Raw genomic sequence first — 13,518 nt, 5'->3', positions numbered from 1 at the left:
TCCCCGCATTCATTTCAACGACACCGACAGGAACCCGCCCTCATGAAACGCGCCCTCGTCTCCGCCCTCGCTGGCTTGCTGCCCCTGGTGGCCGTGTCGCACACCGGCGATGCCGCCCATGGCCATGACTTCATTACCGGTTTCTTCCACCCTTTGAGTGGGGCCGATCATCTGGCGGCCATGCTGACCGTGGGCTTGTGGAGCGGCCTGGCCCTGCGCCGGCCCTGGCAGGCGCCGCTGGCCTTTGCCGTGCTGCTGCTCGTCGGCGCGCTGTTGGGCTTGAGCGGCCTGGAGCTGCCGGCGGTGGAACCCATGATCGCCGCCTCGGTGCTGGCCCTGGGTCTGCTGGCCGCCACCCGGCGCGCCCTGGCGCCTGCCCTGGCCATGGGCCTGGTGGGCTTTTTTGCCTGCTTCCACGGCGTGGCCCATGGCCGCGAGCTGGACGGCGGCCTGGCCTTGCTGGGCATGGTGCTGGCGACCTGGCTGCTCCATGTGGCCGGCCTGGGCCTGGGCCTGTCGCTGCGCCGCACGCAGGCGCGCTGGGCCCTGCCGCTGAGTCGCGTGCTGGGTGGCGGCATTGCGCTGCTGGGCCTGGCCCTGATGAGCCGGGTGGTCGGCGCATGATTCCCGGCGAGTTGTTCACGCCCGAGGGCGAGCACCTGCTCAACCCCGGCCGGCGCACGCTGAGCCTGGTGGTGCAGAACACAGGCGATCGGCCCATCCAGGTTGGTTCCCACTACCACTTCGCCGAAACCAATGCCGCCCTGCAATTCGACCGCGCCGCGGCGCGCGGCATGCGGCTGAACATCGGTTCCGGCCTGGCCGTACGCTTCGAGCCCGGCCAGCAGCGCACCGTGGAGCTGGTGGACCTGGCCGGCGCGCGCATCGTCCACGGCTTCCGCGGCCTGGTGCAAGGGAGCTTGTGATGGCCACGCTGGGACGACGCGCCTATGCCGAGATGTATGGCCCCACCGTGGGCGACCGCCTGCGCCTGGCCGACACGGAGCTGATCATCGAGGTCGAGCAAGACCTGACCCTGCGCGCGGGCGAAGGACGTATTGACGCCGCCGGCAATGCCGTCGGCTACGGCGAGGAGGTCAAGTTCGGCGGCGGCAAGACGATCCGCGATGGCATGGCGCAGTCGCAACGTGCTCGTGATGAGGGTGCTGTCGACACGGTCATGACCAATGCCCTGATCCTCGACCACTGGGGCATCATCAAGGCCGACATCGGCCTCAAGAACAGCCGCATCGTCGCCATCGGCAAGGCCGGCAACCCCGACACCCAGCCCGGCGTGGACATCATCATCGGCCCCGGCACCGAGGTGATCGCCTGCGAAGGGCTGATCGTCACCGCCGGCGCGGTGGACACCCACATTCATTTCATCTGCCCGCAGCAGATCGAGGAAGCCCTGGCCAGCGGCGTGACCACCATGCTGGGCGGCGGCACCGGCCCGGCCACCGGCACCCTGGCCACCACCTGCACGCCCGGTGCCTGGCATCTGGAGCGCATGCTGCAGGCGGCCGATGCCTTCCCCATGAACCTGGGTTTTCTCGGCAAGGGCAATGCCAGCCAGCCCCTGGCCTTGCAGGAGCAGATCGAGGCCGGCGCCATCGGCCTCAAGCTGCACGAAGACTGGGGCAGCACGCCGGCCGCCATCGACAACTGTTTGAACGTGGCGGAGGCCACCGACACCCAAGTCGCCATCCACACCGACACGCTCAACGAGAGCGGCTTTGTCGAGGACACGGTGGCGGCTTTCAAGGGCCGCACCATCCACACCTTCCACACCGAGGGGGCAGGCGGTGGCCATGCACCCGACATCCTCAAGGTGGTGGGCGAGGCGAACGTGCTGCCCAGCTCCACCAACCCGACCCGGCCCTACACGATCAACACCCTGGACGAGCATGTGGACATGCTCATGGTCTGCCACCACCTGGACCCGGCGATTGCCGAGGACCTGGCTTTTGCCGAAAGCCGCATTCGCCGCGAGACCATTGCGGCCGAGGACATCCTGCACGACCTCGGCGCTATCAGCATGTTCAGCTCCGACTCCCAGGCCATGGGCCGGGTCGGCGAGGTGATCCTGCGCTGCTGGCAGACGGCGCACAAGATGAAGCTGCAGCGAGGGCCTTTGCCTGGCGACGGCCCTGGCAATGACAACGCGCGGGTCAAGCGTTATGTGGCCAAGCTGGCCATCAACCCGGCGATTGCGCATGGCATCAGCCACGAGGTGGGCAGCGTCGAGGTCGGCAAGTGGGCCGATTTGGTGCTCTGGAAACCGGCCTTCTTCGGCGTCAAGCCCAGCATTATCCTCAAGGGCGGCAGCATCGCCTTGGCCGCCATGGGTGACCCCAATGCCTCCATCCCGACTCCGCAGCCGGTGCACTACCGGCCCATGTTCGCGGCCTTCGGCGGCGCCCTGGCGCGCAGCTCATTGAGCTTTGTGTCGCAGGCTGGCCTGGCGGCCGGGGTGGGCCAGCGCTATGGTTTGCAAAAGACCCTGGCTGCCGTGCGCGGCATCCGTGGCCTGGGCAAGCGCGACATGATCCACAACGATTACGCGCCGCGCATGGAGGTCGATGCGCAAAGCTATGCCGTGCGGGCGGATGGCCTCTTGCTCAGCTGCGAGCCGGCGCAGAGCCTGCCCATGACCCAACGCTATTTCTTGTTCTGATGTCCCCACTTGCCATGACCACCGAAACCGACTTGCTGATCCGCCTCGATGACCTGAGCGACCCGCGCATTGCCGCCTTCATGGAAGAGCATATGCAGGACATGCGCGCCACCTCGCCGCCGGAAAGTGTGCACGCGCTGGACATGAACAAGCTGCGCCAACCGGAGATCGCTTTCTGGACGGCGTGGCTGAACGAGCCCGCAGGCCCGGTGCTGGCGGCCACCGCCGCGATCAAGCGCCTGGATGCGGAGCACGCTGAACTCAAGTCCATGCGCACCGCGGCCGCGCTGCGTGGCCGCGGCCTGGCGCGCCGCATGCTGCGCCATGTGCTGGCCGAGGCCCGTCAGCGCGGCTATCGCCGCTTGAGCCTGGAAACCGGCACGCAGGCATTTTTCGAGCCGGCCCACCAGCTCTACGCCAGCGAGGGCTTTGTCGTCTGCGAGCCCTTCGGCAGCTACCGGATCGACCCCCACAGCTGCTACATGACCTTGGCGCTGGCATGAGCGCCGCAGCGCTCTTGCAAGTGGCCCGTCTGATCCCGCAAGGCCAGGGCCTGGCGCCGGTGCTGCTGCGCCGTGCGGCCTGCCTCAGCCTGGACTGGGACACGCGGCAGAAGAGCCGCTTTCAGGCTGAGGACTCCAGTGGTCGAGTCTTGGGCGTGTTCCTGCCGCGCGGCACCCAGCTGCGCGGCGGCGATGTGCTGCTGGCCGAGGATGGCAGCCTGATCCGCGTCGAGGCGGCGCCCCAGGCGCTGCTGCGCATCAGCGCTTGCGCGGAGCACGGCTCGCCCTTTGACTTGACTCGCGCGGCCTACCACCTGGGCAACCGCCATGTGCCCATCGAGCTGCAGCCCGGATATTTGCAGATCGAGCCCGACCATGTGCTGGCCGAGATGCTGCGCGCCCAGCCGCATCTGCAGGTGCAGGCGCTGGACGCGCCGTTTGAACCGGAGGGCGGGGCGTATGCGGCGGGGAATGGGAACAGCCATGACCATGGGCACGACCACGGTCATGCTCACCCTCCTCACCATCATCATCACGCCCATCCATGAGCGCCCTGCTGCAACTGCTCTGGTTGGCCTCGCCGGCTCTGCCCATCGGCGGCTTCTCCTATTCCGAGGGCATCGAATCGGCCGTGGCCCATGGCTGGGTGCATGACGAAACCAGCACCGCGCACTGGCTCTCGCAGCAGCTGCGCCTGAGCCAAGCGCGCGGTGACCTGTCCTTGGCGGCCCAGGCCTTGCGAGCCTGGCGCGAAGACGACCGGGCGACTCTGCGCCGCCTGAACGACTGGTTGCTGCAAACCCGCGAGAGTGCCGAGCTGCGCCTGCAGTCCGAGCAGATGGGCCGTTCGCTGCTGGACTGGCTGCGCAACCACGACACCGCCACGCCGGCACAGATCGCGCAGTGCCAGGCTTTGGGCCAGCCCTGCTACCCGCTGGTGATGGCCCTGGCCCTGGCAGCCAGCGAGGCTGCGCCCGAGGATGCGCTGCTGGCCTACGCCTTCGCCTGGGCCGAGGCCATGGTCGGCGCCGCCATCAAGTCGGTGCCCCTGGGGCAGAGCGCTGGACAGCGCATCCTGGCCCGCCTGGCCGCCGAGATTCCCGCGGCGGTTGCCGAGGCGCTTGCCACCGATGAATCTCGGCGTCAGGCTTTTTCTCCCATGCTGGCGATTCTCTCGGCCCGCCACGAAACCCAGTACTCCCGCCTGTTCCGATCATGAATCCAAGCACTTCGCACCCGACCCCGCTGCACCACATTCCCGGTCGCAGCAAACGCCTGCCGCCTCTGCGCGTGGGCATCGGCGGCCCGGTCGGTTCGGGCAAGACCACTTTGCTGGAAATGCTGTGCAAGTCCATGCGCGAGCGCTGGGACTTGGTGGCCATCACCAACGACATCTACACCAAGGAAGACCAGCGCCTGCTGACCCTCAGCGGCGCCCTGCCAGCCGAGCGCATCCTGGGCGTGGAGACGGGCGGCTGCCCACACACCGCCATCCGCGAAGATTGCTCCATCAATCTGGAGGCGATCGACCGCATGCTCGCGCAGTTCCCCGACGCCGATGTGGTCTTCGTTGAGTCCGGCGGCGACAACCTGGCCGCCACCTTCAGCCCCGAACTGAGCGACCTGACCATCTACGTCATCGACGTCGCTGCCGGCGAAAAAATCCCGCGCAAAGGCGGCCCCGGCATCACCAAGAGCGATCTCTTCGTCATCAACAAAACCGATCTGGCCCCGCATGTCGGCGCCAACCTCGAGATCATGGAAGCCGACACCCGCCGCATGCGCGGCGCCAGCAAGCCCTTCGTGATGAGCAACCTCAAGACCCTGGCCGGTGTGGCTGAGGTGGTGCGATTCATCGAAGAGCGGGGGATGTTGAGCTCCGGAGGCTGAGCGAGGGCATGTTCGTTACGAAACTGATTTGGGTCTTTCTCGTGAGGCCCTGCAGCCCGTGCCGCCACCGGGCTCATGGTTCCGGGGTCGACCCTGGCGGGCCGACTTCCCTGCGCTGCTCGCGCCTCGGGGCTGGCGCATAACTCACTCCGCTCCCTGCGTGCGCTTCGTTCAGACAGAAGCGCCAAGTCAGAGCTTGAAGCGCACGAGTACGTGCGCGCCCCGAGGCGCTGTGCTGCTCGGCCCTTCACAAATCGCCCGGCAGCGGCCCGGGCTGCAGGGCGCTTGCATCGCGATCGATCGGCCCCATCAACGGTGGATCCCGCCGAATCCGGAGGTGGCTCGGCCCGCCGACGGGCGATTTGTGCGCGGCCGAGGGCGCAGCGGAGCGGCTCAGGTGCGCGTACTCGCGCGCTTCAAGAACTGACTCGGCGCCACTGTTTGACCACAGTGAGCGCAGCGAACGGAGGGAGTTTGGCGCCGCTGAGCCGCGCAGTGAGCAGCGAGCGGAGTCGGCTCGAAGAGCCGACCCGCGAACCATGAGCCCGGCGGCGGGACGAGCCACCGCAGCGTGAGCGATCCGCACAAGAGTCGACCGCAGGGTTCTGCTCCCCGCCACTGGGCCCAGGTGGTTCTCGCTGTCGCGGCAAAGAAAAGCGCCCCAGAGCCATGACAGACTCGAGGGCGCTGATCACCGCCCAGGATCGGGCGATGAGTGGGCCAGCGGTTCAGCGATTTACTTCTTCGCGGCCGCCTCCAGGCCCGGCACATGCTCCGCACCGGTCACGATTTGTGCGGTGGACTGGCGCACGGTCTCGCCCAGGGGCTCGACACGGCCGCCCAGGCATTGGCCCAGGAAGGCCTCCGCCACGGCGTTGAAACCGATGCGGTTGTTGGGCTTGTTGAAGCCATGGCCTTCGTCGGGGTAGAGCACATAGGTGACCGGGATCTTCTTGGCTTGCATGGCCTGGACGATCTGGTCACTTTCGGCCTGTTTGACACGCGGGTCGTTGGCACCCTGGCCGATCAGCAGGGGGCGGACGATCTGGTCGGCCTTGTAGAGCGGCGAGGCGGCGCGCAGGATGGCCTTGCCTTCCTCGGTCGTCGGGTCACCCATGCGGCTGTACATCTGCTTCTTGCCGGCCTCCCAGTACGGGGGAATGGTGCTGAGCAGGGTTTCCAGGTTGGAGGGGCCAACGATGTCCACGGCGCAGGCAAAAGTGGTGGGCGTGAAGGCCACACCGGCCAGGGCCGCGTAGCCGCCATAGCTGCCACCCATGATGGCGACCTTGTCCTTGGTTGTGACGCCTTGCTTGACGGCCCAGTCCACGGCGTCCAGCAGGTCGTTGTGCATGGCCAGGCCCCATTGCTTGTTGCCGGCGTTCAGGAACTTCTTGCCAAAGCCGGTGGAAGCGCGGAAGTTGACCGACAGCACCGCATAGCCGCGGTTGGCCAGCCATTGGTGGTAGCCGTTGTAACCATGGCCGTCGCGGGCCCAGGGGCCGCCGTGCACAAACAGCACCAGGGGCACAGGCTTGTCGGCCTTGCCGTCGCCGTTCTTGTCGGCCTCCTTGGGTAGGCTCAGGTAGCTGGGCAGGATCAGGCCGTCGCGGGCCTTGATCTCCAGGCCTTGCATGGGCACCAGCGGTGCGTCCTGCAACTCGGGGCGGGCGACATAGAGCGCCTGCAGCTTCTTGGCCTTGCGGTCGTAGAGGTAGGTGGCAGCGACCTTGGAGACCGGATCGATGCCGACGATCCACTTGTCGTCGGCGCGCGTGCGGCTGGAAACGATCACCTCGCCCTGGCCCAGCTGCTTTTGCAGCCAGTCGAAGTCGGCCTTCAGCGTCTTGTCAAGGAACTTCCATTCGGTCTGCAGATAGTCCACAGCATAGGCCTGGATCACGCCGCTGACCGGGTCGCGCAAGCTGGCCCCCAGATCGGCCCTGGCGTCCTCGGCCAGCAGGGTGCGTTTACCGCTGGCTACATCCTCGGCGAACAAGGCCGTGGTGTCGCGTTCGCGCGAGTCCATCCAGTACAGGGTCTTGCCGTCACGGGTGTAGCCCAGCGGCGAGGTGGCGCTGTCTTCCAGCGTCGTGCTCAGCACTGGCTTGTCGGCGGTCTTGCCGTTCTGGACCGGGAAGAAATCCTGCCCGCCCGCGGCATTGGGGCGCAGGGCCATGCGCACATTCAGATCGTCGTCGCCGAGGAAGCCGGCAAAGCCGTCGCCCTGCATCAGCAGCTTCAGCTCGCCGGTCTTGAGATTGAGCAAATGCACATCGTGCCAGCGCGGGTCGCGGTTGTTAATGCCGATCAGCAGCTCGTCGGGTCGCGTGTTCGAGCGTGCCATCATGCGCACCCGCACCTTGTTGTAGGGCGTGTAGTCGCGCTGCTGGCCGCTCTTCAAATCGACACCGTAGAGGCGGAAGTTCTCATCGCCGGCGTTGTCCTTGATGAACAGAACCTGCTCGCTGTTGCCCGACCAGAAATGACCGGGGATCGGGCGGTCCTTGGAGTCGGTGACGGCCTTGGCCGCCTCGGGCTTGTCAGCCGGCGCCACCCAGACGTTCATCACGCCATTCACCGGTGCCATCCAGGACAGCCACTGGCCATCCGGGCTCAGCTGGGCGCCGCTCTTGACCGGGTTGCCAAACAAGGCTGAGCGGGCGATCAGCGGCGTTTCGCCACGGGCATTGGCCGTGGCGGCCACGGCGCTTTGGGTCAGCGTGGCGCTCAAGGCCAGGCTGGCCAGAGCCAACAGGGTGGGGGCGAAGGGGCGAACCGCAGAAGCAGACGATGTCATGTGCACCTCAGAAAGAGACAGGGCAGGTGGAAACGTGCGGGCCTTCGAAGCTCGGCGGCCCATTCTGAGGAAGGGGACGTCGGGCATGCGCTGGGCCCAGGATTTGGAACTGCAGGCTTGCAGCATAGTCAAACTTGCTAGAGCTCCACCCGCTTGCGGCGACAGACGGGAGGCTGGCCGACATGAGCTGCCGATCGGCCCGATGGGTGCAACCCATCGACAGCCTGGGGCCGCTGCCCTGCCGCGCTCTGGCATATGCTGGCGCCCGCCACTTGGCTCACGGGTGCCCACCATGCTGCAACTCTTCATCGCCAACAAAAACTATTCGTCCTGGTCCTTGCGACCCTGGGTGCTGCTGAAGCAGCTGCAACTGCCCTTCGAGGAGCGACTGGTGGTGTTCGGCCAGGCGCCGGGTAGCGCCGGGGACTACTGCTTGTTCTCGCCGAGCGGCCGCGTGCCCTGCCTGCATCACGAGGGCCTGACAGTTTGGGACTCCCAGGCCATCGTCGAGTATCTGGCCGAGCTGGACCCGCGGGTCTGGCCGCAGGACCGTGCGGCGCGCGCCTGGGCGCGCAGCGTCTGCGCTGAAGTGCACTCCGGCTTCCAGCGCCTGCGCGATGTCTGCACCATGAACTGCGGCCTGCGAGTGCAGGTGGGCGATTGGTCGCCTGCCTTGGTGGCCGACTGGCAGCGCATCGAGGCCTTGTGGCTGGAGGGCTTGAAGCGCTTCGGCGGCCCCTACCTCACCGGCCCCGATTTCACGGCTGTGGATGCGTTTTTCGCCCCGGTGGCTTTTCGGGTGCAGAGCTATGGGCCGGCCTTGGGCGAGGCCGCGCAGGCCTATGCCCAGCGCTTGTTGCAGCTGCCGGCCATGCAGGACTGGTACCGCGCGGCCCTGGCTGAAACCTGGCGTGATGAAGCGCATGAGGCCGAGGCCCGGGCGGCGGGCCTCTGGCTGCAGGATTTGCGCGCCTCTGCGCCCGCATGAATCTTGGGTGGCCCAGAATCTGGGACGATGCGGGTCTGACCTTCAAGCCTGGAGCCCCGTCCCCGTGAGTGTTTCTTCGCCACCGCCCAGCCCTTCCGTCATGCCCGTCGCTATCACTCTGGATCGGCCCGATCTGGAACAGTTCGCACGCGAAGATGGCGGCTTCCCGCAGGCCTTCATCCGCGCCCTGGCCGCGCTGGCCGCGGCCGACGGCTTTGTCACGCTGGGGGAGTTCGAGCGGGTGTCGGCCTTGGCCGCCCGGCTGCAGGATTCGGCCCTGGGCGCCCACGCAGCCCTGCGGGCGCTGGAGTCGCCTGGCGAGCAAAAAGCCGCCTTTGCTCAGCTCAAGCGCGCCAGCGCCGAGCTGCCCGAGGCCCAGCGCCGCCAGGCCTTCCTGGATGCCCAGCCTCTGCTGCAGTTGCAGGGCGAGCAGGCGCACAAGTTTGCGCAGGAGCTGGCGGTAGCCTTGCTGCTGCCCAGCCAGGAGCTTTCGCGCCTGGCCGAGGCGGTGGGCCCGGCGCCCTCGTTGTGGAAAACCGTCAGCCGCCAATCGGCCCGGCTGTTCGGCGGCCGGCCATTGTTGCCGGCGGCGCAGACGGCGGCGCGACTGTCGGGCGATATCGATCTGGCCCTGGGCGTGGGCCGTTACCTGGACGGCGCCAGCAGCGATCAGGTCTTGCAGCAGGGTATGAGCTCCAGCCTGACCGTGCTGGCGCGGCGACTCAGCGAGTTCGAGCGCGGCCTGCAGGCGCCGCCGCCGGAGGCCGGCTCGGCCGCCGCGTACGCGCAGCGGGTGGAGCAGCTGTTCCAGCAGGTGGGTCAGCGCATCGCCATGGTGGAAGCGCGCATCGCGCATGAAAAACGCAGCTTCGAAGAGGACTTTGAAGAGCTGATCCACGATGCCGGCAATGCCGTCGAGCTGCAGATGCTGGAGCGCCTGCGCACGGACGATTGGACCGAGCACAAGGTCTGGGCCGAGATGGCCCGCTCGACCTTTGCCAAGGAGCTGGAGCGCCGCCTGGACCGTGCCGCCCGCCGCCAGGAGGGGCAGCTGCGCCTGCTGAAGGAAGAGCTGCGCCTGTTCCGCGAAGAGTTCAGCCTGGTCCACGCCAGCGTGCTCGAGCGCCCGCACCACAGCCAGCTGCGCCGCCTGATGCCGGCCCTGCAGATCAGCACGCGGCTGAAGAATTCCACCGAGAGTGCGGCCGAGCTGACCCTGGGCGCCGGCGCGGTGGCTGCCGCAGGCACGGGCGCGGCGGTCTATGCCCTGGGTGCAGCCGCCGTGCTGCCGGTGATCGCGCCGGTGGCGCCGTTTGCGGGCGGTGCCTTGCTGGTGGCCGGCCTGCTCAAGTGGATGATGGACAAGAGCGGCCGCAAGGATGAAGAGCTGCGCCACAAGCGCGAGGCATTTGAGGCAGCGCTGCGCGAGCGCCTGTCCGCCATGCGCGTCGACAGCTTCGCCCAGCTCGACACCCTGGGCCAGGAGTTCCGTGCCAGCGCCAATGCCTTGCTGCGGCCGTTGCTGCTGGAGGCCGAAGCGGCGCGCCAGCTGCCCGAGACCGAGCGCCGGGTGGCGCAGCGTGTGATCCAGGACACGCGCCAGGCCATGCAGGCCCTGGGGGCGCCAGAGGCGTGATCCGGCCCCGTCCCGAGCGGACTCATCAGGCCCAGATGTCCGCCTCGGTCCAGCCCAGATCCTGAAACTCTGTGGCGCGCAGATCCGCCTCGCCGGCACAGAAAAACTCGTCCAGCTGAGGCGGCTTGACGGCGGTGCCGGCCAGCATGGCGTGCACCTGACCGCGGTGGTGGATCTGGTGCTGGAACAGATGGGCGAGCAGGCGTGTGCGGCTGTCCTGCTGCGCGCCCCCCGGCCGGGCGATGGTGACGATGCGGCCCAGCTCGCCGTCGCGCTGGGCGGCGCAGTAGGCCCGCAGGCGCTGGTCCACGGCCGCCTGCTCGCGCTGCAGCTCGGCGGCGGTCTGAAACGGCTGCTCCACGGCAAAGAACTGGTAGCAGTCGGGGTGCGGCGCGTCGCCGGCCAGCTCGCGCTCCAGCGCATCGACGTAAAACCAGTCCACGCAGAGATTGTGGTTCAGGGTCGCGAGGATGCTGGGGAAGAAGTTGCAGCGGGTCGCTTGCAGCTCAGACGGGCTCAGATGGGCGCAGGCCGCCAGCAGGCGGTGGTTGGCCCAGGCATTGTTGTAGGCCATGCTGAGCAGATGGTGGGCCAGAGGGTCGGTGTGGGGGTTGGGCTTCATGCTTGCCGTATCCAGTGTCGTCAGGTCTCAACGGGGTGCCAACCCCAGGTCGTCCAGACGCAGCAAGGCTTCGCTGCGCCGTTCGCGGGCGATGTCGCGCCAGTCACGATCTTCCTGTGCACCCATCAAAGCGTACAGAAGATTGAGGCTGGCCCCGGGCCACCGTGCCTTGAGCTTTGCGTAGAGCGCATAGGCATCGTGCTGGCGCAGTTGGTCCAGATCGTGGATGCCGAGCGCAGCAAGTTGTTCCCGGCTGCGGGGCCCGAGACCGCGCATGGTCCTCAGCCCATGGGCGTGCACAGCTCGACCAGGCTGCCATCCGGGCAGCGCACATAGGCGACCGTCTGGCCCCAGGGCTTGGTGACCGGTTCTTTCAGCGGCGCGGCGCCGGCGGCCACGGCGCGGGCAAAGGCAGCGGGCACGTTCTCGGTGCTGAAGCCGATCTCCATGCCCAGCGGGCGGGCGCTCTCAGCCGCCACCACATAGGGCTGGCCGACGCTTTCCAGCGCGGTTTCGTGGTCGACAAAGGCCAGGGCGGTGGCGCCGGTGTCCAGTTCGCCGTAGGCGCCCGATTCATGCAGAAAGCGGCGCTTCAGGCCGAAGGCGGCCTCGAAAAACTCCAGGGAAGCGGCCACATCGGCCACGTAAACAATGGTGTAGGCATAGTTCATGCGAGGGTCTCCGGCAGTGCGTGTGGACGGGGAGGGGGGATGGCTGCGGCGCATCTTGCCTGCCCGCTGCTGACATCGGCTGTCAGCAGTTAGGGGGAGGGCGCCCGGCGGCGGCATCCGCAGCCGGGCCGACACGGCCGAGCCGGTTCCTTGTGGCAGCATGGGCGCCTGCGCACGGCGCTTCGGCCGCCGTGGGCGCATCAGAAGAAGACGATGATGGGATCAGCGTGAGCAGCATGCACAGCAGAGAACGACGAGAGCCAGGACAGCAGGTCGGTGCGGGAGGGGCCGGGGAAGCGCAGGGCATGAGCGGCGCGCGTCGCCGCTTTCTGAGCCTGGGCCTGGGTCTGAGCCTCGGCACGGCCGGCTCGGCCTTGCTGGCCGGCGCCAGCCCGGCGGTCTGGGCGCAGACCGCCGCCGAGGGCACCGTGGCGCCGCTCAAGATTGCGCCCCTGGCCTTCGAGCGCCGCATTCTGGCCAATGGCCTGGAGCTGATTGCCCTGCCTCAGGCCGGGGCCACGGTCAGCGTGCAGGTCTGGTACCGCGTGGGCGGCAAGGACGACCCGGCCGGTCGCAGCGGCTTTGCGCATTTGTTCGAGCACATGATGTTCAAGCGCACCCGCTACATGGCCAACGAACAGTTCGACCGCATGACCGAGGATGTCGGCGGCAACAACAATGCCTTCACCGCCGATGACATGACGGCTTACCACAGCGTCGTGCCGGCCAACCACCTGGAACCCCTGCTCTGGGCCGAGGCCGAGCGCATGTCCAACCTGACCGTGGATCAGGTCAATTTCGACAGCGAGCGCGCCGTGGTCAAGGAAGAGTTCCGCCAGCGCGTGCTGGCCGAGCCCTACGGCCGGTTGTTTCACGCCGTGCCGCGCCTGGGCTACCAGCTGCACCCCTACCGCCGCCCGGTGATCGGCAGCATCGACGAGCTGGACGCAGCGACCCTGCAGGACGTCAGTGCCTTCCATGCCCAGTACTACCGGCCGGACAACGCGGTGCTCATTGTCACCGGCGCGTTTGACCCGGTGCAGCTGAATCGCTGGGTGAACCATTACTTCGGCAGCATCCGCCAACCGGCCAGTGCCATCCCGCGGGTGCAACAGAGCGAGCCGCGGCGTGCACGCGACGAGCTGCATCAGCTCAAGGCGCCCAATGTGCCGCTGCCGGCGGCCTTGCTGATCTGGCAAGGTCCCAAGGCCTCCAGCGCCGATGCGCCGGTCTGGCAGGTGGCCCAAGGGCTGCTGGCCATGGGCGAGTCCTCGCGCCTGAACGAGAGCCTGGTCTACCGCCAGCAGCTGGCGCAGAGTGCCGGCTTCGAAGCCCAGCTCAATGCCGACGCCGGCCTGTTGGTGGCCCATGCCATTGCCAGCGGCAAGCAGAGCGCCGCCGAACTGGTGGCGCCGCTGATGCGTGAGCTGCAAAAGCTGGCCGAGGAGCCCATCGCCGCGGCAGAGCTGGAGAAGGTCAAGGCTCAGCTGCTGACCGCTGCCTTGATTCGCCGGCAAACGCCGCTGGGCCTGGGTGAGGTGCTGGGCGAGGCGGCCTTGCTGCGCGGTGATGTGCAGTGGGTGAACCGCGAGTTGAACGATTTGCAGGCGGTCAGCGCCGCCGATGTGCAAGGCGTGCTCAAGCGCGATGTGCTGCGCGGCGCCCGGGTGACCGTGTTGTACGAGGCCGAGGCAGCGCCGGCCCGCAAGAAAGTGGGCAAGCCATGAGCCG

13 protein-coding genes and 1 pseudogene are annotated in these 13,518 nt (G+C 67.7%); 10 read left to right on the top strand and 4 right to left on the bottom strand.

Annotated features, from left to right (window positions below; translation table 11 throughout):
* Positions 1 to 42: 42 nt before the first annotated feature.
* The 7 genes and pseudogenes from OOB33_RS01465 (at position 43) to ureG (ending at position 5,070) form a co-directional block, all read left to right on the top strand.
* Positions 43 to 624 (top strand): HupE/UreJ family protein, encoded by a 582-nt coding sequence (locus OOB33_RS01465; RefSeq protein ID WP_271007368.1) that lies wholly within the window; start codon positions 43 to 45, stop codon positions 622 to 624.
* Complete coding sequence (locus OOB33_RS01460; RefSeq protein ID WP_271007367.1) at positions 621 to 926, top strand: urease subunit beta; 306 nt, start codon at positions 621 to 623, stop codon at positions 924 to 926. The genes OOB33_RS01465 and OOB33_RS01460 overlap by 4 nt, the downstream gene beginning before the upstream one ends.
* The gene (ureC, locus tag OOB33_RS01455; protein ID WP_271007366.1) at positions 926 to 2,677 is read left to right on the top strand and encodes an urease subunit alpha; all 1,752 of its coding nucleotides are present in this window, start codon (positions 926 to 928) and stop codon (positions 2,675 to 2,677) included. The genes OOB33_RS01460 and ureC overlap by 1 nt, the downstream gene beginning before the upstream one ends.
* Before the next feature lie 14 nt (positions 2,678 to 2,691).
* Positions 2,692 to 3,180 carry a GNAT family N-acetyltransferase gene (locus tag OOB33_RS01450; protein ID WP_102769199.1) on the top strand — a complete coding sequence of 163 codons (489 nt, stop codon included), beginning with the start codon at positions 2,692 to 2,694 and terminating at the stop codon, positions 3,178 to 3,180.
* Positions 3,177 to 3,722, top strand: a pseudogene (gene ureE, locus OOB33_RS01445) (urease accessory protein UreE); the annotation flags it as partial. The gene OOB33_RS01450 and the pseudogene ureE, both read left to right, overlap by 4 nt.
* Positions 3,723 to 3,724: 2 nt before the next feature.
* Positions 3,725 to 4,399: an urease accessory protein UreF gene (locus OOB33_RS01440; protein ID WP_271007365.1), complete on the top strand. Its 675-nt coding sequence runs from the start codon at positions 3,725 to 3,727 to the stop codon at positions 4,397 to 4,399.
* Positions 4,396 to 5,070, top strand: a complete 675-nt coding sequence (gene ureG / locus OOB33_RS01435; RefSeq protein WP_271007364.1) for an urease accessory protein UreG — start codon at positions 4,396 to 4,398, stop codon at positions 5,068 to 5,070. Before OOB33_RS01440 ends, ureG begins: the two co-directional genes overlap by 4 nt.
* A 736-nt stretch (positions 5,071 to 5,806) precedes the next feature.
* On the opposite strand, the gene OOB33_RS01430 is transcribed toward ureG, so the two are convergent.
* Positions 5,807 to 7,870, bottom strand: coding sequence for a S9 family peptidase (locus tag OOB33_RS01430; RefSeq protein WP_102769203.1), 2,064 nt, complete (start codon positions 7,868 to 7,870; stop codon positions 5,807 to 5,809).
* Positions 7,871 to 8,162: 292 nt separating this feature from the next.
* Here OOB33_RS01430 and OOB33_RS01425 point away from each other — a divergent pair, with 292 nt between their 5' ends.
* Positions 8,163 to 8,858, top strand: coding sequence for a glutathione S-transferase family protein (locus tag OOB33_RS01425; RefSeq protein ID WP_271007363.1), 696 nt, complete (start codon positions 8,163 to 8,165; stop codon positions 8,856 to 8,858).
* Positions 8,859 to 8,958: 100 nt separating this feature from the next.
* The gene (locus OOB33_RS01420) at positions 8,959 to 10,494 is read left to right on the top strand and encodes a hypothetical protein (protein WP_271007362.1); all 1,536 of its coding nucleotides are present in this window, start codon (positions 8,959 to 8,961) and stop codon (positions 10,492 to 10,494) included.
* Between the two features lie 25 nt (positions 10,495 to 10,519).
* On the opposite strand, the gene OOB33_RS01415 is transcribed toward OOB33_RS01420, so the two are convergent.
* The 3 genes from OOB33_RS01415 to OOB33_RS01405 are packed head-to-tail and all read right to left on the bottom strand — an operon-like array spanning position 10,520 to position 11,787.
* Positions 10,520 to 11,116, bottom strand: a complete 597-nt coding sequence (locus OOB33_RS01415) for a DinB family protein (RefSeq protein WP_271007361.1) — start codon at positions 11,114 to 11,116, stop codon at positions 10,520 to 10,522.
* A 27-nt stretch (positions 11,117 to 11,143) separates the two neighbouring features.
* Positions 11,144 to 11,392 carry a TfoX/Sxy family DNA transformation protein gene (locus OOB33_RS01410; protein ID WP_171828424.1) on the bottom strand — a complete coding sequence of 83 codons (249 nt, stop codon included), beginning with the start codon at positions 11,390 to 11,392 and terminating at the stop codon, positions 11,144 to 11,146.
* 5 nt (positions 11,393 to 11,397) lie between these two features.
* Positions 11,398 to 11,787, bottom strand: coding sequence for a VOC family protein (locus OOB33_RS01405; RefSeq protein WP_271007360.1), 390 nt, complete (start codon positions 11,785 to 11,787; stop codon positions 11,398 to 11,400).
* 305 nt (positions 11,788 to 12,092) lie between these two features.
* On the opposite strand from OOB33_RS01405, the gene OOB33_RS01400 reads away from it, so the two are divergent.
* Positions 12,093 to 13,514: a M16 family metallopeptidase gene (locus OOB33_RS01400; protein WP_271007359.1), complete on the top strand. Its 1,422-nt coding sequence runs from the start codon at positions 12,093 to 12,095 to the stop codon at positions 13,512 to 13,514.
* Positions 13,515 to 13,518 lie beyond the last annotated feature (4 nt).

Source organism: Paucibacter sp. B51 (assembly GCF_027863535.1).
Lineage (GTDB): Bacteria > Pseudomonadota > Gammaproteobacteria > Burkholderiales > Burkholderiaceae_C > Paucibacter_A > Paucibacter_A aquatilis.
The sequence above is the reverse complement of the archived record's forward strand: the minus strand, read 5'-3'. Positions and strand labels throughout refer to the sequence as shown.

What these genes read in the sequence shown, in the direction of transcription:
- OOB33_RS01465 (WP_271007368.1), top strand. Translation starts at nt 43, where the DNA reads ATGAAACGCGCCCTCGTCTCCGCCCTCGCTGGCTTGCTGCCCCTGGTG.
- OOB33_RS01460 (WP_271007367.1), top strand. Translation starts at nt 621, where the DNA reads ATGATTCCCGGCGAGTTGTTCACGCCCGAGGGCGAGCACCTGCTCAAC.
- ureC (WP_271007366.1), top strand. Translation starts at nt 926, where the DNA reads ATGGCCACGCTGGGACGACGCGCCTATGCCGAGATGTATGGCCCCACC.
- OOB33_RS01450 (WP_102769199.1), top strand. Translation starts at nt 2,692, where the DNA reads ATGACCACCGAAACCGACTTGCTGATCCGCCTCGATGACCTGAGCGAC.
- OOB33_RS01440 (WP_271007365.1), top strand. Translation starts at nt 3,725, where the DNA reads ATGAGCGCCCTGCTGCAACTGCTCTGGTTGGCCTCGCCGGCTCTGCCC.
- ureG (WP_271007364.1), top strand. Translation starts at nt 4,396, where the DNA reads ATGAATCCAAGCACTTCGCACCCGACCCCGCTGCACCACATTCCCGGT.
- OOB33_RS01430 (WP_102769203.1), bottom strand. Translation starts at nt 7,870, where the DNA reads ATGACATCGTCTGCTTCTGCGGTTCGCCCCTTCGCCCCCACCCTGTTG.
- OOB33_RS01425 (WP_271007363.1), top strand. Translation starts at nt 8,163, where the DNA reads ATGCTGCAACTCTTCATCGCCAACAAAAACTATTCGTCCTGGTCCTTG.
- OOB33_RS01420 (WP_271007362.1), top strand. Translation starts at nt 8,959, where the DNA reads ATGCCCGTCGCTATCACTCTGGATCGGCCCGATCTGGAACAGTTCGCA.
- OOB33_RS01415 (WP_271007361.1), bottom strand. Translation starts at nt 11,116, where the DNA reads ATGAAGCCCAACCCCCACACCGACCCTCTGGCCCACCATCTGCTCAGC.
- OOB33_RS01410 (WP_171828424.1), bottom strand. Translation starts at nt 11,392, where the DNA reads ATGCGCGGTCTCGGGCCCCGCAGCCGGGAACAACTTGCTGCGCTCGGC.
- OOB33_RS01405 (WP_271007360.1), bottom strand. Translation starts at nt 11,787, where the DNA reads ATGAACTATGCCTACACCATTGTTTACGTGGCCGATGTGGCCGCTTCC.
- OOB33_RS01400 (WP_271007359.1), top strand. Translation starts at nt 12,093, where the DNA reads ATGAGCGGCGCGCGTCGCCGCTTTCTGAGCCTGGGCCTGGGTCTGAGC.